Annotated in this window: 21 protein-coding genes and 1 tRNA gene; 8 read left to right on the forward strand and 14 right to left on the reverse strand. The window is 63.6% G+C overall.

Annotated features, from left to right (window positions below; all coding sequences use genetic code 11):
* Window positions 1-45: 45 nt before the first annotated feature.
* The 5 genes from rplA to NFJ07_RS16725 all read right to left on the reverse strand — a co-directional run bounded on the left by rplA (window position 46) and on the right by NFJ07_RS16725 (window position 2873).
* Complete coding sequence (gene rplA, locus NFJ07_RS16705; protein WP_234749040.1) at window positions 46-753, reverse strand: 50S ribosomal protein L1; 708 nt, start codon at window positions 751-753, stop codon at window positions 46-48.
* Between the two features lie 132 nt (window positions 754-885).
* Entirely contained in the window at window positions 886-1317 is a 432-nt protein-coding gene (gene rplK, locus NFJ07_RS16710; RefSeq protein ID WP_018773647.1) for a 50S ribosomal protein L11, read from the reverse strand.
* Between the two features lie 129 nt (window positions 1318-1446).
* A complete protein-coding gene (nusG, locus tag NFJ07_RS16715; protein WP_269995981.1) occupies window positions 1447-2322 on the reverse strand; it encodes a transcription termination/antitermination protein NusG in 876 nt (291 codons plus the stop codon).
* 114 nt (window positions 2323-2436) lie between these two features.
* On the reverse strand, window positions 2437-2718 hold the full coding sequence (secE, locus tag NFJ07_RS16720) for a preprotein translocase subunit SecE (RefSeq protein ID WP_269995982.1): 282 nt from the start codon (window positions 2716-2718) through the stop codon (window positions 2437-2439).
* Between the two features lie 82 nt (window positions 2719-2800).
* Window positions 2801-2873: transfer RNA gene (locus NFJ07_RS16725), tRNA-Trp, on the reverse strand.
* A gap of 324 nt (window positions 2874-3197) precedes the next feature.
* On the opposite strand from NFJ07_RS16725, the gene NFJ07_RS16730 reads away from it, so the two are divergent.
* Complete coding sequence (locus NFJ07_RS16730) at window positions 3198-4427, forward strand: pyridoxal phosphate-dependent aminotransferase (protein ID WP_269995983.1); 1230 nt, start codon at window positions 3198-3200, stop codon at window positions 4425-4427.
* A 115-nt stretch (window positions 4428-4542) separates the two neighbouring features.
* Here NFJ07_RS16730 and NFJ07_RS16735 read toward each other — a convergent pair whose 3' ends face one another.
* Both NFJ07_RS16735 and NFJ07_RS16740 read right to left on the reverse strand, forming a co-directional pair.
* The gene (locus NFJ07_RS16735) at window positions 4543-5244 is read right to left on the reverse strand and encodes a LuxR C-terminal-related transcriptional regulator (RefSeq protein WP_269995984.1); all 702 of its coding nucleotides are present in this window, start codon (window positions 5242-5244) and stop codon (window positions 4543-4545) included.
* Window positions 5241-6599, reverse strand: a complete 1359-nt coding sequence (locus tag NFJ07_RS16740; RefSeq protein WP_269995985.1) for an ATP-binding protein — start codon at window positions 6597-6599, stop codon at window positions 5241-5243. Before NFJ07_RS16740 ends, NFJ07_RS16735 begins: the two co-directional genes overlap by 4 nt.
* Before the next feature lie 125 nt (window positions 6600-6724).
* On the opposite strand from NFJ07_RS16740, the gene NFJ07_RS16745 reads away from it, so the two are divergent.
* The 5 genes from NFJ07_RS16745 to NFJ07_RS16765 all read left to right on the forward strand — a co-directional run bounded on the left by NFJ07_RS16745 (window position 6725) and on the right by NFJ07_RS16765 (window position 10892).
* Entirely contained in the window at window positions 6725-8173 is a 1449-nt protein-coding gene (locus NFJ07_RS16745) for a PspC domain-containing protein (RefSeq protein WP_269995986.1), read from the forward strand.
* Between the two features lies 1 nt (window position 8174).
* Window positions 8175-8489 (forward strand): hypothetical protein, encoded by a 315-nt coding sequence (locus NFJ07_RS16750; protein ID WP_269995987.1) that lies wholly within the window; start codon window positions 8175-8177, stop codon window positions 8487-8489.
* Between the two features lie 45 nt (window positions 8490-8534).
* Window positions 8535-8792, forward strand: coding sequence for a PspC domain-containing protein (locus tag NFJ07_RS16755; protein ID WP_269995988.1), 258 nt, complete (start codon window positions 8535-8537; stop codon window positions 8790-8792).
* A gap of 260 nt (window positions 8793-9052) precedes the next feature.
* A complete protein-coding gene (locus NFJ07_RS16760; RefSeq protein WP_269995989.1) occupies window positions 9053-10078 on the forward strand; it encodes an ATP-dependent 6-phosphofructokinase in 1026 nt (341 codons plus the stop codon).
* A gap of 82 nt (window positions 10079-10160) precedes the next feature.
* Window positions 10161-10892, forward strand: a complete 732-nt coding sequence (locus NFJ07_RS16765) for a GNAT family N-acetyltransferase (RefSeq protein WP_269995990.1) — start codon at window positions 10161-10163, stop codon at window positions 10890-10892.
* An 82-nt stretch (window positions 10893-10974) separates the two neighbouring features.
* Here NFJ07_RS16765 and NFJ07_RS16770 read toward each other — a convergent pair whose 3' ends face one another.
* The 7 genes from NFJ07_RS16770 to NFJ07_RS16800 all read right to left on the reverse strand — a co-directional run bounded on the left by NFJ07_RS16770 (window position 10975) and on the right by NFJ07_RS16800 (window position 17071).
* Entirely contained in the window at window positions 10975-12513 is a 1539-nt protein-coding gene (locus tag NFJ07_RS16770) for a DHA2 family efflux MFS transporter permease subunit (RefSeq protein WP_269995991.1), read from the reverse strand.
* A 54-nt stretch (window positions 12514-12567) separates the two neighbouring features.
* Window positions 12568-13128, reverse strand: a complete 561-nt coding sequence (locus NFJ07_RS16775; protein WP_269995992.1) for a PadR family transcriptional regulator — start codon at window positions 13126-13128, stop codon at window positions 12568-12570.
* Window positions 13129-13224: 96 nt separating this feature from the next.
* Window positions 13225-13638 carry an ankyrin repeat domain-containing protein gene (locus tag NFJ07_RS16780; RefSeq protein ID WP_269995993.1) on the reverse strand — a complete coding sequence of 138 codons (414 nt, stop codon included), beginning with the start codon at window positions 13636-13638 and terminating at the stop codon, window positions 13225-13227.
* On the reverse strand, window positions 13635-14720 hold the full coding sequence (gene ygfZ, locus NFJ07_RS16785; protein ID WP_269995994.1) for a CAF17-like 4Fe-4S cluster assembly/insertion protein YgfZ: 1086 nt from the start codon (window positions 14718-14720) through the stop codon (window positions 13635-13637). The genes NFJ07_RS16780 and ygfZ overlap by 4 nt, the downstream gene beginning before the upstream one ends.
* A gap of 22 nt (window positions 14721-14742) precedes the next feature.
* The gene (locus NFJ07_RS16790; protein ID WP_269995995.1) at window positions 14743-15465 is read right to left on the reverse strand and encodes a flavodoxin family protein; all 723 of its coding nucleotides are present in this window, start codon (window positions 15463-15465) and stop codon (window positions 14743-14745) included.
* Between the two features lie 87 nt (window positions 15466-15552).
* Window positions 15553-16152, reverse strand: coding sequence for an FABP family protein (locus NFJ07_RS16795; RefSeq protein WP_269995996.1), 600 nt, complete (start codon window positions 16150-16152; stop codon window positions 15553-15555).
* A gap of 184 nt (window positions 16153-16336) precedes the next feature.
* A complete protein-coding gene (locus NFJ07_RS16800; protein WP_269995997.1) occupies window positions 16337-17071 on the reverse strand; it encodes a permease in 735 nt (244 codons plus the stop codon).
* A 318-nt stretch (window positions 17072-17389) separates the two neighbouring features.
* Here NFJ07_RS16800 and NFJ07_RS16805 point away from each other — a divergent pair, with 318 nt between their 5' ends.
* Both NFJ07_RS16805 and mshD read left to right on the forward strand, forming a co-directional pair.
* Window positions 17390-18088: a winged helix-turn-helix transcriptional regulator gene (locus NFJ07_RS16805; RefSeq protein ID WP_269995998.1), complete on the forward strand. Its 699-nt coding sequence runs from the start codon at window positions 17390-17392 to the stop codon at window positions 18086-18088.
* A gap of 251 nt (window positions 18089-18339) precedes the next feature.
* Window positions 18340-19311 (forward strand): mycothiol synthase, encoded by a 972-nt coding sequence (mshD, locus tag NFJ07_RS16810; protein WP_269995999.1) that lies wholly within the window; start codon window positions 18340-18342, stop codon window positions 19309-19311.
* The last annotated feature ends 79 nt before the right edge of the window (window positions 19312-19390 follow it).

A 19390-nucleotide genomic window follows, 5' to 3' on the forward strand; every position in this document is an offset into this window, starting at 1 on the left:
CGGCGAATGCCGGACGGTCCTTTCAGAGTCGATGCTCCCAGTGGCTTACGCCTCGGTGAGAACCTTGGTGACGTTCGGGTCAACGGAGATGCCCGGGCCGAACGTGGTGGCGACGGTAGCCTTCTGGATGTAGCGGCCCTTCGAAGCGGACGGCTTCAGGCGAAGCACCTCTTCCAGAGCAGCTGCGTAGTTCTCGGCCAGCTTCAGTTCATCGAAGGAAACCTTGCCGATGATGAAGTGCAGGTTCGAGTGCTTGTCGACGCGGAAGTCGATCTTGCCACCCTTGATGTCGTTGACAGCCTTGGTGACGTCTGCGGTCACGGTACCGGTCTTCGGGTTCGGCATGAGGTTACGCGGGCCGAGGACCTTACCGAGACGGCCAACCTTGCCCATGAGGTCAGGGGTTGCCACTGCGGCGTCGAAGTCGGTCCAGCCGGCCGCGATCTTTTCGATCAGGTCATCGGAACCAACGAAGTCGGCGCCTGCAGCGATTGCTGCTTCAGCCTTGTCGCCCGTTGCGAAAACCAGGACGCGGGCAGTCTTACCCGTGCCGTGCGGCAGGTTGACGGTGCCGCGGACCATCTGGTCGGCCTTACGCGGGTCAACGCCCAAACGGAAAGCGACCTCAACGGTGGCGTCGAACTTGGACGGGTTGGTGTCCTTGGCGAGCTTGATGGCCTCGAACGGGGCGTAGAACTTGTCTGCCTCGATCTTGGCTACGGCTGCCTCATATGCTTTGCTGCGCTTTGCCATGCTGCTTATTCTCCTTGTGCAGTTGTGGTCTGCGGACCGCGCTGGGCCCTGCCACAGTTGGAAATCCGGCGTGGATCTCCAACATTTTCAATATTTCAATGGTGCCGGTTTCCCGGCGGTTGAAGGCTGGTATTAGCCTTCTACGGTGATGCCCATGGAGCGTGCAGTGCCGGCGATGATCTTGGCAGCACCCTCAAGGCTGGTGGCGTTGAGGTCTTCCATCTTGGTGGTGGCGATCTCGTTAACCTGCGCCTGGGTCAGCTTGGCAACCTTGACGGTGTGCGGCGTGGCCGAACCCTTTGCAACGCCTGCAGCCTTCTTGATGAGCTCTGCAGCCGGCGGGGTCTTGGTGATGAAGGTGAAGGAGCGGTCTTCGTAGACCGTGATTTCAACCGGGATAACGTTTCCGCGCTGGGCTTCCGTTGCAGCGTTGTACGCCTTGCAGAATTCCATGATGTTGACACCGTGCTGGCCAAGCGCAGGACCGATCGGCGGGGCCGGGTTGGCGGCACCTGCCTGGATCTGCAGCTTGATGAGGCCGGTGACCTTCTTCTTGGGAGCCAATGTAGGTCCTTCTCTCAATAACTTCCTAGGACACAGGAGCGTGCCTCAGGTTTGTGGCCGCCATGGCAAGGCGACCGACCGCTCCGTGGCTGCTAAGCGGGCAGCCGCGGGGCGAAATTCTTGGATCAACTAGATCTTGGTGACCTGGTTGAATGCGAGCGTAACCGGGGTTTCGCGTTCGAAGATCGACACCAGGACCACAAGGGTCTGGGAATCCATCTTGATCTCGGAGATCGTGGCTGGAAGGGTCTCGAACGGACCTTCCTTGACGATGACGGACTCTCCGACCTCGAAGTCGATGTCGACGGGCGTCTGGTGCTGCTTGTTGACCGGCTTGCCCTTTTCGGCCTGCTGCTCTTCGAAGACCGGAGCCAACATGGAGAAGACCTCGTCGAGGCGAAGCGGGACCGGATTGTGTGCGTTGCCCACGAAGCCGGTGACACCCGGGGTGTGGCGGACCGCGCCCCAGGATGCGTCAGTCAGGTCCATACGGACGAGGACGTAACCCGGAATGCGTACGCGGTTGATGATCTTGCGCTGGGCGTTCTTGATCTCAACGACTTCCTCCATGGGCACCTGGATCTCGAAGATGTAATCTTCCATGTCCAGGGTCTGGATGCGGGTCTCAAGATTGGCCTTGACGCGGTTTTCGTAGCCGGCGTAGGAGTGGATGACGTACCAGTCACCCTCCTGGCGGCGAAGCTTGCCCTTGAACTCCTCAGCGGGGTCGGCGGGCGCTACGGCTGCGGCGGCGGCCAGGGCGTCGGCGTCGTCGGCAGACTCGTCCTCATCGGACTCGCCGTCAGCAGACTCATCCTCATCGGACTCGCCGTCGGACGCACCGGCGTCGTTGAACTCATCCTGGTCGGCGTCGTCGACGTCGGCAGTTTCGGGCGCAGCAGAATCGACCTCGGATCCTTCCACGGCGTCAGCCGTGGCGTGGGCCGTGCTTTCAGCGGGCCCATCCAGCTCAGTCTCAGTTACCTCGAGCTCCTGCTCAGACACTTGGTCTCCTGCTTCCTCATTGCCTAACATGCCTATTTAAATGGCTCAATTCCGCAAACCCTGCGAAATCCCTTGATTTTCCGGGGATTCCGCGCGGTTTACGGAGCGATCCGCTTAGTGGTTCGTGGTGCCAGAAGCGCCGAAAACCCATTTGATCCCCGTACCGAAAGCCAGGTCCAGGATGGTGACGACAAGCATCATGATGGCCACGAACACCAGCACCACGACTGTGTAGTTGACCAGTTCCTTACGGGTGGGGGCAACGACCTTCTTGAGCTCACCAATTACCTGGCGGACAAAAAGTGCAATTCGAGCGAAGAGGCCAGAATCGGACTTCTTGGCAGGGCGGCCCTTCGAGCTGCTCGCAGCTGTTTCGGTCACCTGATCCTCACTCATCTATGCAAACGTCGTTGACCCGACTCTGATCAGAGCCATGGTTGCTGCGCTTGTTCCAAGGAGAACCCCGGAACAGCTTGCGCAGGGCAGACAGGACTCGAACCTGCAACCTGCGGTTTTGGAGACCGCTGCGCTACCAATTGCGCCACTACCCTATGGAACGAATCCATATTTTGGCCACACTCCATCAAAGCCAAGGAATCCCAAAGAACACGAGATTCCGGAGCCAATCTGGGGCGCGAACCATTGTGATGTTTTTCAACACCGGTGAACCAGTCTACGCAACAACGTCGCGATAGTCGAACCGGGCCATTTCCGGAGGGTTCAGGCCTTCTCGCTCATGTGATCAGCGCTCGTTTGATAAGCCTTAACTGTCACTTTCCCGACGTTAGCCCGATAGCTCCGCAGAACAGCATAAAGTAGATTTCGTCGAATCCCACCATCCAGCTCATGAGCTGCCCGCGAAGAACGGTGCTTTAATGTCTGCCGGAATACCTGCCGCCCGCATTTCACAGCGAATTTCCGCCATCGCCGAATCCGCCACCCTTGCCGTTGACGCCAAGGCCAAGGCGCTCAAGGCAGCGGGTCGCCCCGTGATCGGCTTCGGCGCCGGGGAGCCCGACTTCCCGACACCCGATTACATCGTCAAGGCCGCCGTCGAGGCCGCGGCCCAGCCAAAATACCACCGCTACTCCCCCGCTGCCGGCCTGCCGGAGCTGAGGCAGGCTATCGCGGACAAGACGCTCCGCGATTCGGGCTACAAGGTTGACGCTTCCCAGGTGATGGTTACCAATGGCGGCAAGCAGGCTGTCTACAACACGTTCGCCACACTTGTTGATCCGGGCGACGAAGTAATCATCCCCGCGCCTTTCTGGACCACCTACCCGGAGGCAATCCGCCTGGCCGGAGGCGTTCCCGTTGAGGTCTTCGCCGGCCCGGAGCAGGGTTACCTGGTCACCGTGGAGCAGCTTGAGGCCGCAGTCACGGACAAGACGAAGATCCTGCTTTTCGTCTCCCCGTCCAACCCGACCGGCGCCGTCTACAGCGCCGAACAGGTGGCCGAGATCGGAAAATGGGCGGCGGCCAAGGGCCTCTGGGTTGTCACCGACGAAATCTATGAGCACCTGACGTACGACGGCGTCCCCTTCACCTCGATTGCCACTGCCGCCCCCGAACTCGGTGACAAGGTGGTCATCCTCAACGGTGTCGCCAAGACCTATGCCATGACCGGATGGCGCGTCGGATGGATGATCGGCCCGGCCGACGTCATCAAGGCCGCCACCAACCTCCAGTCGCACGCGACGTCCAACGTTTCCAACATCATGCAGGTCGCAGCCCTGGCTGCCGTGTCCGGTCCGCTGACCGCCGTCGACGAAATGAAGGTCGCCTTCGACCGCCGCCGCAAGGCGATTGTCGCCGGACTGAACGCGATCGAGGGTGTGGAATGCCCGACGCCGACCGGCGCCTTCTACGTGTACGCCGACGTCCGCGGACTGCTGGGCAAGGAATTCCCGACGTCGAACGGTCCCGTCCGTCCGTCAACGTCCGCTGAGCTCGCCTCACTGATCCTCGACGAAGTTGAGGTCGCGATTGTTCCGGGCGAGGCCTTCGGCCCCTCCGGTTTCGTGCGCCTCTCGTACGCCTTGGGCGACGACGACCTCGCCGAAGGCGTTCGACGCCTCCAGGAATTCCTCGGCCAGGCCAAGTAGCCTTCCGCCGGCACGAACGCTCGCTCACCTTGGGATAAAGGTGAGCGAGCGTTCGGCTTTAAGGCACCATAGGTGAGCGAGCGTTTGGGGGAAACGCCTCAGAGGTGAGCGAGCGTCAGAGGAGGCGGCGCTCGGCGGCCCACTTGGTCAGTTCGTGGCGACTGGAGAGCTGGAGCTTGCGGAGCACTGCGGAGACATGGGTTTCCACGGTCTTGATGGAAATGAACAGCTCCTTGGCCACCTCCTTGTAGCTGTAGCCCCGGGCGATGAGCCGCATGACTTCCAGTTCCCTGGCGGAAAGACGGTCCAGTTCGTCGTCGGCGATCTCGGCCGGGGAGGTTCCAAACGCGTCCAGGACAAAACCGGCCAGTCTCGGCGAGAAGACGGCGTCTCCGTCGGCCACGCGGATCACCGCATCGGAGATCTCGGGGCCGGAAATGGTCTTGGTGACATAGCCACGGGCCCCGGCCCGAATGACGGCCACGACGTCCTCGGCGGCATCCGAGACGCTCAAGGCCAGGAAGCTCGTGCTCCCGCGCAACGCAGAGGATGCGCTGATGACCTCCCGACCGCCACCGCCAAGGCCGCCGGGCAAATGGACGTCAAGCAGCACCACTTCCGGCTGAACCTCGGCAATCACGGCGATGGCTTGTTCCACTGTTCCGGCTTCGCCCACAACGTCGATTCTGGAATCGAGGTCGGCTTTCAGCCCGGATCGGAAAATGGCATGATCGTCCACGATCACCACGCGAACCTTCCGCGGCACTTGCCCGGGTATGACCTGCTCTGGCTTGATCTCTTCTGGGGTGCCGCTCATGCTTTGGCTTCTCCGTTTCGGTTCTCTGCTTTGTCGGCGTTCTCGACGGGCAGTTTCAGGCGGACCTCGGTGCCCTCGGAATTGCTGTTGATGACCGCCGTACCGCCGTGGCGTTTCATCCGTCCGATGATCGATTCCTTGACTCCGAGCCGGTCTTCAGGGACGGCATCCGGGTCAAAGCCGGGTCCGCGGTCCCTGACAAAGACCTCGCTACCAGTGTCCGAACTCTCGAGATAGACGGAAACGGCTCCGCCGCCATGCCGGGCAGCATTGTGCATGGCTTCCCGCGCCGCCAGGACCAGCGCCTCGTGCCTGTCCGTCATGGCGGCGTCTCCAACGCTGACCACGTCGACGGCGTGTCCGTGGGCGTCCTCCACTTCGGCTGCAGCTGCGGCAATCCGCTCCGCCAGGAGTCCCGCATCCTTGGCGGCGTCCCGGTACAGCCAGGTACGCAGTTCACGTTCCTGGGCACGGGCGAGGCGGACCACGTCCTGCTCGGAACCGGCCCGGCGCTGGATCAAGGCGAGCGTCTGCAGTACTGAGTCGTGCAGGTGGGCGGCAATCTCGGCCCGCTCAGTCTCGCGAACCCGCGCTGCCCGCTCAGTTTCAAGGTCCTTCCAGAACTTCAAGCCCCACGGCAGCAGCACCAGGGCGACGCCGCCCAACACTGCAATGGAAGCCAGCAGCGCGAGCCAAGTCTGCTCCCACGAGCCGGAGCCGGACACCATGACCAACACCCCGGCAACCACCAGGGCCAGGCCCGCAGCGAGTCGGACCCAGCCGCCGGCTTGGTCGGCCTTGGTCTTGTCCACCAGTCCGGCCCGGCGCGTCTCGTCCAGCTGCATCCACGCGATCGACGCTCCGCCGAGTATGGCCGCCGCCGGGATCAGCGTGCCGAGAGGGACCTCGACGCCGAACTGCCGGACGATGAGGATGGCGGCCACCAGGAGGAGGCCGGCTCCCAGGAGGATCTCTTTCCCATACTGGATGCGCCGCAGCCTGAACCAGGACGCGAAAACGGGAGCCGGGGCGGAGAGCGGTAGCGGCTGCGCGCCGCCGTCGGGCGCTGTTACGGCGGGAGGCATGCTCACCGAAGGAGGCATGCTCACCGAAGGAGCAATGGGCGACGCCGGCCGGCGGCTATTGCGGCGGGCGCTTTCGTCGGCGGTGGGCACCATGACCCACAGCCAGGCGTAGAAGGCCAGGCCCGCGCCGCCTGCGAAAGACGCAAGGACCATACCGAGCCGGATGTATTTCACAGGCCAGCCAAGGTGGTCCGCCAGGCCCCTGCACACGCCGGCAATCATGCGGTCGCTGCTGCGGACCAGCGGCGGGCGTTGCATGGCGGTTGTCATGAATCCATCCAAACACGTATCGGGGACTTCGGCGCTCGAAGCTAGGGCATCTCAGGGGGCCACTCAGGGAACGTTCAGGGTATCCCCCAATAGAGGGCGACGTCGTCAGGCGGCAAGATCGAAGTATGAACGCGAACAGCATGAATCCCGAGGACTCCGGACAAGCAGCGGAGCCCGGACAACCTGCAGAATCCAGCCAGCCGGCCGGGGCAGGCTCGCCGGAAGAACCGGCCCAGCCAAACGCCGGCAACACCGGCGGCGCGGCACCGAACTACGCCGTGCCTGCTCCCCCGCAGAACTTCTTCAACTGGATCCGTAGCCAAGGCATCAGCCGTGGCCGGGACCGGTGGATGGGCGGCGTAGCCAGCGGGATCGCCCACCGCTTCGGCATCGATCCTTTGATCGTCCGCGGCATCTTCATCATCCTCACCATCTTCGCCGGCATCGGCATCCTGCTCTACGGCATCGCCTGGGCGCTCCTGCCCGAACCCGATGGCCGCATCCACGCCCAGGAGGCCGGGGCGGGCCGCTGGTCCGCAGGCATGACAGGCGCCCTCATCACAACCATCATCGGATTGCCAAGCCTCGGCCGCGGTTTCTGGGGATGGGGTTGGAACGGCGTTCCTGGACTCCTGTGGACGCTGTTCTGGGTAGGCGGCATCATCTACCTGGTCTACTTCTTGGTCCAGCGCAGCAAAGCCCGCAACGGAAGGCCGACAATGGGAACCCACAACTATGCGGCCGCTCCAGGTTCCCCTGCCGGGGCGGGCACCTATGCCTCGGCAGGCTATCCAGCCGGCCCTTACGGGGCAGGTCCATATAGCGCAGGTACTTACGGGGCCGGCAATTACGGGACCGGCGGGCCTGCTACCCCCTCGGGCCCCTTCAATCCCGCGGGACCCTACCCACCTGGCGGCGTACCCAACCGCCCCGAGCGGCAAAAGCGGCAGGGACCGGGCGCGGCTATCGTAGCGGTCTCGGCGGGGGCGGCCCTGCTGGCTGGCGGAACGCTCAAGCTGCTCGACGCCGGCAACGTCATCCACCTGGGCGACGCCGCCAACGCGGTGGTCTGGGCCACGGGAGCAGGAGTCCTCGGCCTCGGGATCCTTATTGCGGGACTTCGTGGCCGCACTTCCGGGTTGCTCGGCTTCCTGGCCGTTGCGACGCTGGTGATCGGGGGCATATTCAATATCGTCCCCAACGCGGACCACTTCCGTCTCCAAAATGGCCAATGGAATCCCGTGAGCATCGACGATGCCCGCAAAGGCTTCGACATTACCGGGGCCAACGGGACTGTTGACTTGACCAAGCTAAACCTGAGCGCACCGCTGGGCTCCGACGTCGTGGTTCCGATGGACGTCACCGCAAGCAACATCAAACTCCTCATCCCCGCGACCGTGCCGGTGGAGGTCCAAGCAGACATGACCTTCGCGAACCTCAAGCAGGACGGTAGCGCCGTCGCCCAAAGCAACGGTGGCACCCGGGACAGCTTCAACACGGACAAGCCCGGCGCCAAGCTGGTCGTCAAACTCAACGGCACCTTCAGCAACGTCACCGTCCAGGAAGGAAACTGACATGAGCACGCACGAACCCACACGGGCATTTGAAACAGGCCCGGTGTCTGCACCTGAACCCACGGCCCAAGCCGCCCGGGCCAGGGTGGGCACCGTGGTCTGGGGGCTGATTGTCTTGGCACTCGCAGCTTTGATCGTCATTTCCAAGCTCGGCCTCGTGGCCCTCAACGGCAACTATGTGCTGATCGGGCTCATGATCGGGGCCGGCGCGGCACTTGTGATCGGAGGCCTGCTGTCGGCCCGCTCCCGAAAGGGCGGCGGCTCCAGCCAGGACTCCGGGTCCGGCCCGGACTCCGCCGATCCCGACCATCGCTAGCAAGCAGCACGTGACAAAGCAGCCGCAACAGGGAAGGCTCTAGCCATGAACAAGTTCTTCAGCATCGTACGGGGCATCGGCCTGAAGCGCGGTCCGCAACGTTGGATCGGTGGGGTTTGCGGTGGCATTGCCGCCAAACTGAATGTGGACGTGGCCTATGTCCGCGTTGGCTACTTGCTCTTCTGCCTGCTACCCGGGCCCGCCGTGGTGATTTACGTGGTGGCATGGCTGCTGCTTCCCAACCAAAGCGGCGCCATTGCACTGGAATCCTTCCTCACCCAGCGTTCGCAAGGCAAGAAATAGCACAAGCCCGGCCCAGCAGGTGTACGGGCCGCGAGTTCACCAGCGCTCCGCCACCGCGGCGGGGCGCTGGGCGTGTTAAGCCGGGCTCGACAATCCGGTCATTTAGGCCGGTCTTGCCCGCCGCATTTCCAGGTTGTTTCAAAAGTCTCATCCCCGTCGGCGGTCATGGTTTGTGTCCCACCCCACATTGCCCCCTACAATCGTTGTGAGCTCAGCGTGGCGCTCTGCACGTATACCTCCTAGCCAGGATTTGAGCCCTCATGAAAATTGGAATCCTTACCAGCGGTGGCGACTGCCCCGGACTGAACGCCGTCATCCGCGGCGCCGTCCTCAAGGGAATTGCCATTCACGGCCAGGAATTCGTCGGTTTCCGGGACGGTTGGCGCGGCGTCGTGGAGGGCGACGTCATCGACATTCCCCGCACCATGGTCCGCGGTATCGCCAAGCAGGGTGGCACCATCCTGGGCACGTCCCGCACCAACCCGTTCGAGAACGGCGGCGGCCCGGACGTCATCAAGGCCCACATGGACCGCCTGGGCATCGACGCCATCATCGCCATCGGCGGCGAAGGCACCCTGGCCGCCGCGAAGCGCCTTACCGACGCCGGGTTGAAGATCGTCGGCGTCCCCAAGACGGTCGACAACGACCTCGACGCCACCGACTACACCTTCGGTTTCGACACCGCCGTGCAGATCGCCACCGAGGCCATCGACCGGCTGCGCACCACCGGGGAATCCCACCACCGCTGCATGATCGCCGAGGTCATGGGCCGCCACGTGGGCTGGATCGCCCTGCACGCGGGCATGGCTGCCGGCGCGCACGCCATCCTGATCCCCGAGCAGAAAGTCAGCATCGAGCAGATCACCGAGTGGGTCCAGGAGGCCCACGACCGCGGCCGCGCACCGTTGATCGTTGTTGCCGAGGGCTTCGTTCCCGACCACATGGACTCCCCGCACTCCGATCGCGGCCTCGATACCTTCGGACGGCCCCGCCTGGGCGGCATCGCGGACCAGCTCGCCCCCGAAATCGAAGCCCGCACCGGCATCGAGACCCGCGCCACGATCCTGGGCCACATCCAGCGCGGCGGCGTCCCCTCGGCTTTTGACCGCGTGCTCGCCACCCGCCTGGGCATGGCAGCCATCGATTCCGTCGTGGAAGGCCGCTGGGGAACCATGGTGGCCCTCAAGGGCACGGACATCGAGCACGTAGGCTTCGAGGCAGCCCTGGGCAAGCTCAAGACCGTCCCGCAGAACCGCTACGACGAAGCCGCGGTCCTCTTCGGCTGAGCCGGTTTTTCAAGGAGCAGGCAGGCACCATTAGGTGCCTGCCTGCTCCTTCCTTTTCCAGGGACTGCATAGACTCGATGTCATGGAACTTGATGCGGGATCGGCGGAAATCGTGCTGCTGGCCTGGGCCCGGCATTTAGGGTTCGACGACGAGGCCTTCAGTTTCGCCTCCGACTCACCTGCTGCCCGCACCGGGGAGCGGCTGGTCCGGGAAGACGAGGATGCTGAATCCATCACGTTCGTGAGGCTCTTTGGCCGCTCCGCATTGGTGGCTCCGGCATGGGCGGTGGCTGCCGCCGTCGAGCTCTCAGACGATCAACTGAGCGAGCATTCCGCGCTATTACGGATCAGCCGCGAACACGGTGGCCACGGCCTCGGGACGTCGGCGCTGCTGTTCGCCGACGACCTTCCCCTCTTCCAGCCGGGCGGCGAAGTCACAGTCTCCCACGGCCATCCGGAGGCAATCGAGTTGGAGGGCAGATGCCCTCCGGACGACGTCAATGAAGTCCACCTCTCAAGGATGGAGCACCATTTCACGGTGATGGATGGCAACGAAGCGGACCGCAAACCGGTGGCCTGCGGTGCTTATGCAGAGTGGCAGGGGATCCTCGCGGACATGGGCGTCCTGGTGCCGCCGGAATTGCGTCGGCAAGGGCTCGGAACCCTGGCTGCTTCGATCGCGGCGCACGAGGCACTCGCCTCCGGCCTGACGCTGCAATGGCGGACCGCACTGGATAACCGGGGCTCCATGGCCTTGGCCCGAAGGCTGGGATTCGTCGACGGCGGTATCCAGACCTCCGTGCTGCTCCGCTAGCGCTCCCTCTTGGCCGCGAGTTGGCAGAAAATGCCCCCAAAACGGCGGCATTTTGGGGGCACCGTCTGCCAGTTCGCGCGGGCTAACGCCTCCCCTGGGCGCCGTCCTGCGAAACAGTCTCAGGCTTGACCTCGGCGGCCGCCGGGGAACCCCAACCCTGGACGGCTTTGGGCTTGCCAAACAGCAACGCCGCTACTGCGCCCAGCAGAATCGCAAAGGCCGGCAGCAGGACCGACTGGCTCATCGCCGTCGAGAAGCCATCATGCAGGAATGCAGGCAACGCGCCGGTGAATCCGCCTTCGCCGGCCGGGGCAGCCCCTGACGGACCCGCGGGCAGCTCGGCCGCGAGCCGGGACTGGATCAGGGCGGCAATCGCGGCCGATCCCAGCACGGCACCGATCTGGCGGGTCGTGTTGAAGACACCGGAACCGGCGCCGGCTGATCGTGGCGGGAGGTTGCGGGTAGTCGCGTTGGAGACCGGGCCCCAAATGAAACCGTTGGCCACACCCTGGAGGGCGCTGGGCAGCAGGAACATCCAGATGGGAGTGTCCGGCTTCAGAAGGGTCGAGGTCCAGAAGAGTGCGCCGGACAGGCACACGAGGCCGAAGGCGGCGAACCAGCGCGGATTGATGCGGTCGATCAGCTTGCCAACGAAGGGTGCCAACGCGCCGGAGATCACGGCCATGGGGATCATGAGCAACGCGGACTGCGTCGGGGACAACCCGCGGACAACCTGGTAGTAGAAAATCGTGGGCAGCGGGAACGCCGTGATGGTGAAGCCCACCGCCATGATGGTGGTGTTGCCCAAGGAGAAGTTGCGGTCCTTGAACAGGCCCAGCGGGAGCAAAGGCTCGCCGCCGCGGCGCTCCAGGAGCCACTGCCAGAAGACGAACGCGGCCAGGACAACGAGCCCCGTGATGATCAGTCCCCACACAGTAATGGGTCCAGTGACGGTGCCCCACTTGTAGCTTTGGCCTTCCTGGATGCCGAACACCAGCAGGAACATGCCTGCTGCGGACAGCAGCACACCCAGGACGTCGAACTTGTGGCTGTGCGTGGTCAGCTTCGGTACCAGCCGGGTCACGAGGACGAAGGCAACGACGCCGATGGGAACGTTGACGAAGAAGATCCACTGCCAGCCGAGGCCGTCAACCAACACACCGCCGAGGATCGGGCCGACGAGGATAGCCATGCCAGCCGTGGCTCCCCAGAGGCCCATGGCCGCGCCGCGGCGGTCCGGGGGGAAGATCCGGGTGATGACGGCCATGGTTTGAGGCGTCATCATGGCCGCGCCGATGCCCTGGACCACCCGGGCCGCGATCAGCATGCCGATGTCGCCCGAGAGTCCGCACCACAGCGAAGCCAGGGTGAAGACCACGAGGCCGATCAGGTAGAGGTTCTTGGGTCCGAAGCGGTCACCGAGCCTTCCGGTGATCAGCAGCGGCACGGCGTATGCGAGGAGGTAGGCGCTCGTCACCCAGATGACGGCGTTGATATCGGTATGCAGGCCCTCCATGATCCGTGGGTTCGCCACGGAAACAATGGTGGTGTCGATCAGGATCATGAAGAACCCGACCACGAGGGACCACAGTGCGGGCCACGGTTTAGCTACGTTTTCCATGGGTTTCCTTTGACTGTGCTGAATTTCTTGCAAGTTGGTGCGTTGGATGGGCGGCTACCATGGCAACTGCCCGCTGCGGAGATCATTTTGGAAGCTGCGTATCCAGTCGATTTCCGTCCGGAGCATGGATTGTTGGTACTTGACGTCGATCCAGAACTTGGGCTCGATGCCTTTTGCAGCGACAGCTTCTTCACCGCGGACCAGGAAGTCGAGTTGGTTTTCCAGGTTCGTCACGCGTTGGTCCAGGAGTTCGAGTACGACGCCGGACGGCAGGTTGTGTGCCTCGGCGATCGCGTGGGGGAAGCTCGGGTATTCGTTCACGGGTTCCGCCAGCATGTTCTGGAGGCGCTCGGTCAGCGCCTCCCGGCCGGTTCCGGTGATTCGGTACGTGGTGCGCTCGGGCCGGTTGCCGGCACGGTCAATACCTGCCGCCTCGACCAAACCCGCCTCTTCCAGGCGACCCACTGCGTGGTAGAGGGTCCCCGGGCGCACCTTGACCAAGCGGTCCTCGTGGCGGGCCATCAGGAGCTGGTACATCTCGTATGGATGCATCGGCGCCTCGACAAGGAGGGCCAATGCAGCCACGCCAAGTGGAGTCAATGCGGCTTGTGCCATTTCCCCATCCTCCGTGCGAACTATTCCACAACAACTATTCCACATGGAATATCTGATCGCAAGACAGCCGCCGCAGCACGGCCGTCAAGCCCTGGGCTATTCGAGCAGTCCGAGAATCTCCGTGCGGGCAAACATCCGGGCGGCCTCGCGCGCTGTGGGCGCACCGGCGTCGGGATCTGCCCCGGCGTCAATCAGCACCCGGGCCACCTCTGCGTAACCCTTGAAAACCGCGCCGGCCAGCGGAGTCTGGCCACGATCGTTCGCCCCGTTTGCCTCGGCGCCGTGGTACAGCAGAAGCTGAACGGTTTCAGCGTGGCCATGGTACGCGGCCAGCATCAGCAGGGAGTCGCCCGCGGCGGTGCGCATTCCAGCCGGCGCACCGGCGTTGAGGTAGCTGCGCAGGAGTTCGGTGTTGCCTTCCCTGGCGGCATCGAACAAGGTGTGCGCCAAGGCAATGGCCTCGTCATCGGCACCCGTTGCTTGGGCTTCAGCGCCCGTGGTTTCGCTCATCGATGGGGTCCCTTCAGGAATCCGGTCTGACGCCCCACCACCTGTCCGGCGTCGGGCGCAACGATTACTTCCTGGGCGGCCGGATAAGGCTCCTCACCGTCCAGCACGGTCAGCACTTCCTGCGGGTCTACAGACCGCTTGATAAGCGCCAGCCCTACTGCCCCCATTTCGAAATGCTGGGCCACAGATGTCAGCGTACCCACCTTGCGCTCTCCGGCAAATACGACGCTGCCTGGCGCCGGGAGGGTGTGCTGCGAGCCGTCCAATTGCAGGAAAACGAGCCGCCGGGGTGGGTGTCCAAGGTTGTGGACACGGGCGATGGTCTCCTGGCCCTTGTAGCAGCCCTTGGAAAGGTGGACCGAGGTCCGCAGGAGATCGAGCTCGTGCGGAATGGTCTTCTCGTCCGTCTCCGCGCCGAGCCGGGGACGCCAAGCGGCAATGCGGAGCGCCTCCGCGGCCAACGAGCCGGCGAGGGCCATGCCCTCAACGGCCGCTTCAAGCTCGGCCGCGGGGATGAGGTACTCGAACCAGGGCCGCTCAAGGCCGGGATGGGAGTTTTCCTCCACCACACTGTAGGAATAGCCGCCGACGCCGATGTGCGGCCACGGATCCTCCCAGACGAGCCGCCCGGACCAGGCGTCAACGGCCTTGGTTGAGCCGACGACGGCCCAATCGGCCGAAACGTCAGCCACCTCGACGCGCAACATGAACCGCATTTTGTTGAGCCACTCCGCCAGCGGGGCAGCCTCGGCGGCTTCGACCAGCAGCCAGGTGGCCTCGCCGTCGTCCACTACCCGGGCGTCAAACTCGATGCGGCCCTGGATGGTGAGGAGCAGAAGTTCGCTTGAGACGCGCGGCTGGAGGTTGGTCACTTGCTGCGAGGACAGGGTGTTGAGCCAGCTGAGGCGGTCCGGTCCAGCGACCGTGACAACTCCCCGATAGGAAAGATCGACGACGGCGGTACCGGCGGCGAGTGCGCGCTGCTCCCGCAGGGGTTCGCCGTAGTGGGCCGCGACGCCGGAGTCCTCGCCGCCGCCTTCTACAGCTCCGGGGCGCAACAATAGGGGGCTCTTGTAAGTCATATGTAGTAGAAGTCCTTGGGGCTCAGCGGTATTCCGGGTTTTCAAAATCGAAGCGCGTGCCGGCTTTCCATTCATCCGGGAGGTTGCCGTACGCGGGAATGCCGCCTACATCCTTGAGCATCCGAGCGTAGTGGAGCAGGTTCCAAGTCATGAAGGTGGTGTTCCGGTTGGTGAAGTCGCTCTCGGGGCCACCGGATCCTTCGTCGAGGTAGCTGGGGCCAGGGCCGACGGCACCGATCCAGCCGGCATCGGCCTGGGGCGGAATGGTGAAGCCGACGTGCTGGAGGCTGTACAGGACGTTCATGGCGCAGTGCTTGATGCCGTCCTCGTTGCCGGTGATCAGGCAGCCGCCGACTTTTGGATAGTAGGCCCACTGGCCTTTGCTGTTGAGCTGGCCCGAATGGGCGTAGAGCCGCTCGATGAGCTTCTTGGTCTGGGAGGAATTATCGCCAAGCCAGATAGGACCGGCCACCACCACGATGTCGGCCTCCAGCACAGCCGGATACAACTCCGGCCATTCGTCCGTGGCCCAGCCGTGTTCGCGCATGTCCGGATACACTCCGGCGGCAATGTCGTGGTCCACCGTGCGAATCACGCTCGTACTGACGCCCTGCTTTTCCATGATGCGCCGGCTGATGGCTATCAGTCCGTCGGTATTGCTCACTTGCGGGGATGGCTTGAGCGTCCCGTTGAAAAACACGGCCTTGAGGTCGTCATAGCTTGCAGGTTTTGTTGCTTCGTTCACTTGCTGCTCCCCTTTGGTTCGAACTGCGAAACGGGACGTTCAGTGAGACCTCTTCGGTGAGACCTTGAAGCTAGGGAACAAGCCCTCCTAGGAGAGCTTGTTCAGGAAAGCCGAAGCATGGGCCTCGAGCGACTTACCCGGAGTGGACACATCCCAGCGCCACAATAGATTGCCATCCACGAGGCCGAAGATGCGTGTGGCCGCAGTGTATTCCTTGGAGTGGCCGCCGCGCATCACCATGTCGGTGCTCATCTGGATCTGCGGCCCCTTGATTTGGCCGTAATACAACTCGCTGATGCCGCCGGGATGGGCGATCGTCACAGCGATGTCGAACCCGCCGTCCCCGTTCCGGTGCGCCTCGACGTCGTCGGCCGTCTTCAATACCGGGACAATCTCGGCGGGAATCAAGCCGGGGCCGCCGTCGGCGTCGAGCATCTTCCGCTCCAGCGCCCAGAAGCCTGTTTCCACGGTGAGGGGCCGCAATCTGGTGCCGTCCTCGTCGCTGAGCCAGCTTTCCGCCCGATACTCCAGGTACGGCAGACCGTGGTGCGAGAAGGAGACGTGCTGGATGAAGTGATCCGAGTCTTCTTCGCCGCTTCCAAGCCGTCCCCGGCCTTCCCACTCACCAATGAGCCAGGAAAGGGGTACCAATTCGGGTGTCAGGTCGGAAGGGATTTCAATGGGCACAGCAATTACCTCGGTGGACCAGAAGGTACAAGTTGATCAAAAGCGATGGGAGCTCTACTTCTGGCCCTTGAAGAGACGGTAAACGACAAAACCAGCGAACCACGCCATCGAGAGGCTGGCCAAGCCGAGGAGGACAAGGAAGAAGATTTCAAATGCAAGTACGGACATGATGCCATCCTAACTGTTAGTAGATAAGTAGTTTGTCGATGAAGTAGCACAAGGCGCCAACCGCCCAGACGGGTGCGACGCCCATTCCAAGGACAGCCGGGAAATTCAGGCGGCCGAGCCGAAGCGTCACCATCCGGCGGAAACTGACCAGGACCGAGCCGATGACGACGCCCACCACGATGGCGGGCACGATCGCGATATCGGAGAACACCAGGCCTGCCAACGGAGCCACCAACCCGGCCGCCACGATGCCCAAAGGCGCCACGACCCGGTCCGGCCAGCGCAACAGGCCGGCGAGGAGGGCGACCGCGGCACTGAGAGCGGCAACCAACACCATTTCCTTGATGCCGTTGAACCTCGCACCTGCAATCCAGCCCGCGCCAAGGCAGCTCAGCAAGACGCCGGCGCAGCAACCAAGGGTGGATTCGAGCCGTTGGGCCTGACCGGTTCCGCGGATCAGCTGCACGACGAACACCGCAATCACGCCGGCGGCGACGAAGGCGGGAGTTGCGTCCAGAAATCCGGGGGCCGGGACGAAACCGGCAGCCACGGCTGAACCCGCACCGCTCAGCCCGATCACCGCGGCGAGGGTCTTCTTGGCGGGGACCGCCAGAAAATGGGGCCAGCCGACGCCGACGGCGGCCGACGCCAGAATTCCGACGGCCACCAAGCCTTCGGTGGGGCCGTAAGAGCTGGCGACGAAAACCGCGAGCGCCACGAGGCCGACCACCCCGATGCTCCAAGACTTCACTGCGCCCCTGACCTCGCTGTGTCCCTGACCCCGCTGTGCCCTCGACCCCACAGGGTCCCCTGCGGGGCCCGTTTCGTTCCAAGCTGCGGCTAACCTCCTGCCAATCCTGCCTTATGCGGCGCAAATATGTCGCAAACAGGGGTTGAAGGTGACACGAATCCCTGCCGTTGCAGGGGCCTTTGGGTATACTCGGTTGTCAACAGCGCTTCTTGTTGCAACGCTTCCGTTACAACGGAACCACGCCCCATAAGCAGCTACCGGCCGGTGGAAACCCGGTTCAGACGCCCGATGATGCGCGGACCGCCCATTGGAGGAACTATGTCGCACATCCTGCTCCTGACGAACAGCACCGGCTCGTCGGTAGACATCCTGCCCGCCTTGGAGCTATTGAACCACCGGGTCCACATCCTTCCGGCAGAGCCAACTGCTTTGCTCGAAACCGACCCCACCGACGTCGTTTTCCTTGATGCCCGCAAGGACCTGGTGGGAGCCCGCTCCCTGACCCAGTTGCTCAAAGCCACGGGCTTGAGCGCTCCCCTCATCCTGATCCTCACTGAAGGCGGCATGGCTGCCGTCTCTTCCGCATGGTCAGTGGATGACATCGTCCTCGACTCGGCGGGGCCCGCCGAAGTTGAAGCCCGGATCCGCCTTGCCGTGGCCCGCGCAATTCCCGGCGAAGAGGAAACCAACACCGAAATCCGGGCGGCCGGCGTCGTGATTGACGAAGCGAGCTATACGGCCCGTGTGAACGGGCAGCCGCTCAACCTGACCTTCAAGGAGTTCGAACTCCTGAAGTATCTGGCCCAGCACCCGGGCAGGGTGTTCACGCGCCAGCAGCTTCTCACAGAGGTATGGGGTTACGACTACTACGGCGGCACACGCACGGTGGACGTTCACGTCCGGCGCCTGCGTGCCAAGCTGGGCGTGGACCACGAGAACCTGATCAGCACGGTCCGCAACGTTGGCTACCGGCTGACGTTGGTCCGCTTGCAGGAAGATGAGCTCACGGAGGCCTAGGCTTCTGAAACGCGCGTGGTTCTGAAACGCGCGTGCTTCTGAGACACAGGGAAGGCCCGGACTCAGTGAGTCCGGGCCTTCCCTTGCTTGAGTGGAGGACATACGGGTCGAACGTATCGAGGCCACCCCACTGGTGGATCCCCCTCGTATCCCGCTTCGCAAAGCCGGACGAGTTATAGACCTTACACGGCCAATGGAGCGCCTGCAAAATCCATCCCGCCAAACCGGCCGGGGACGTATAGCCTTGCAACATGAGCCCTGCGCACCCGGAGAACTGGCCCGTCCTCGTCGTCAAAGGCGCCTCGGATAGCGAGTTGTTGAGAGACATCAAAACGCTCGCCGCAGCTGCCGAGGAGTCGGACGGCAATCCCCCGCTGTCCGAACAGACCCTGGTCATGCTGCGCGGAGCCGATGCCGGCGACCACTCAGTGCTCACACTGGCCCTTTATGCCCCGGACGAGCAGTCCGATCCCGCAAGCGGCCAGGACCTGGCGGGAATCGCCGTCGTGGTTGAGGCGGACGACGGGACCGGGGTCCTGGAAATGGCGGTGCACCCCAGCTACCGCACCCAGGGTGTGGCAGGCAGGCTGTTGGACTCACTCCGGGACAGCCGCGGGCTCGCGGGGCTGAACGCGTGGTCCCATGGGAATCATGAGGCCGCCGCGGACCTTGCGGCCCGCTACGGCTACGGCCCGGTGCGTGAACTGTGGAAGATGCGGCTCATGTCCTCCACAGCGGAACTGCCCGACGCCGGCCTGCCGGAGGGAGTCTCGCTCCGCGCCTTCGTGCCGGGTCAGGATGAGTCCGCCTGGCTGGCTGCCAACAGGGCAGCATTTGCCCACCATCCTGAGCAGGGTTCCCTGACCAGGGCCGACCTGGAGGCCCGAATGGCAGAGGACTGGTTTGATCCCGCAGGTTTCCTGCTGGCCGTGAATCCGGCCGGGGAACTGCTCGGTTTCCATTGGACCAAGGTGCACCCGCGGCAAGGGCCCCATCCGGCCATCGGAGAGGTCTACGTCGTAGGGGTGACCCCCGCAGCCCAGGGGCTCGGGCTTGGCAAGGCGCTCACCGTCGCCGGGATCAGGTATCTCCAGAGCCACGAGCTGCACTCCGTGATGTTGTACGTGGACGCTGACAACACCGCGGCCGTCGCCCTTTACCAGAAGCTGGGCTTCGTACGCTGGGACGTCGATGTCATGTACGCGCCGTTAACCCGGAAGTAACCCGGAACCAAGGCGCATCTGAAAGGCTAGGACATCTAGGATTCCGGCACGTGGAATCCTTGTAGGGTTGAATCAAACC

This window comes from Arthrobacter sp. B2a2-09 (assembly GCF_027587375.1).
In the GTDB taxonomy this organism is placed as follows: Bacteria; Actinomycetota; Actinomycetes; order Actinomycetales; family Micrococcaceae; genus Arthrobacter.

Coding starts and splice junctions, on each gene's coding strand:
- rplA (WP_234749040.1), bottom strand. CDS start 753: ATGGCAAAGCGCAGCAAAGCATATGAGGCAGCCGTAGCCAAGATCGAG.
- secE (WP_269995982.1), bottom strand. CDS start 2,718: ATGAGTGAGGATCAGGTGACCGAAACAGCTGCGAGCAGCTCGAAGGGC.
- NFJ07_RS16730 (WP_269995983.1), top strand. CDS start 3,198: ATGTCTGCCGGAATACCTGCCGCCCGCATTTCACAGCGAATTTCCGCC.
- NFJ07_RS16735 (WP_269995984.1), bottom strand. CDS start 5,244: ATGAGCGGCACCCCAGAAGAGATCAAGCCAGAGCAGGTCATACCCGGG.
- NFJ07_RS16740 (WP_269995985.1), bottom strand. CDS start 6,599: ATGACAACCGCCATGCAACGCCCGCCGCTGGTCCGCAGCAGCGACCGC.
- NFJ07_RS16745 (WP_269995986.1), top strand. CDS start 6,725: ATGAACGCGAACAGCATGAATCCCGAGGACTCCGGACAAGCAGCGGAG.
- NFJ07_RS16750 (WP_269995987.1), top strand. CDS start 8,175: ATGAGCACGCACGAACCCACACGGGCATTTGAAACAGGCCCGGTGTCT.
- NFJ07_RS16755 (WP_269995988.1), top strand. CDS start 8,535: ATGAACAAGTTCTTCAGCATCGTACGGGGCATCGGCCTGAAGCGCGGT.
- NFJ07_RS16760 (WP_269995989.1), top strand. CDS start 9,053: ATGAAAATTGGAATCCTTACCAGCGGTGGCGACTGCCCCGGACTGAAC.
- NFJ07_RS16765 (WP_269995990.1), top strand. CDS start 10,161: ATGGAACTTGATGCGGGATCGGCGGAAATCGTGCTGCTGGCCTGGGCC.
- NFJ07_RS16770 (WP_269995991.1), bottom strand. CDS start 12,513: ATGGAAAACGTAGCTAAACCGTGGCCCGCACTGTGGTCCCTCGTGGTC.
- NFJ07_RS16775 (WP_269995992.1), bottom strand. CDS start 13,128: ATGGCACAAGCCGCATTGACTCCACTTGGCGTGGCTGCATTGGCCCTC.
- NFJ07_RS16780 (WP_269995993.1), bottom strand. CDS start 13,638: ATGAGCGAAACCACGGGCGCTGAAGCCCAAGCAACGGGTGCCGATGAC.
- ygfZ (WP_269995994.1), bottom strand. CDS start 14,720: ATGACTTACAAGAGCCCCCTATTGTTGCGCCCCGGAGCTGTAGAAGGC.
- NFJ07_RS16805 (WP_269995998.1), top strand. CDS start 17,390: ATGTCGCACATCCTGCTCCTGACGAACAGCACCGGCTCGTCGGTAGAC.
- mshD (WP_269995999.1), top strand. CDS start 18,340: ATGAGCCCTGCGCACCCGGAGAACTGGCCCGTCCTCGTCGTCAAAGGC.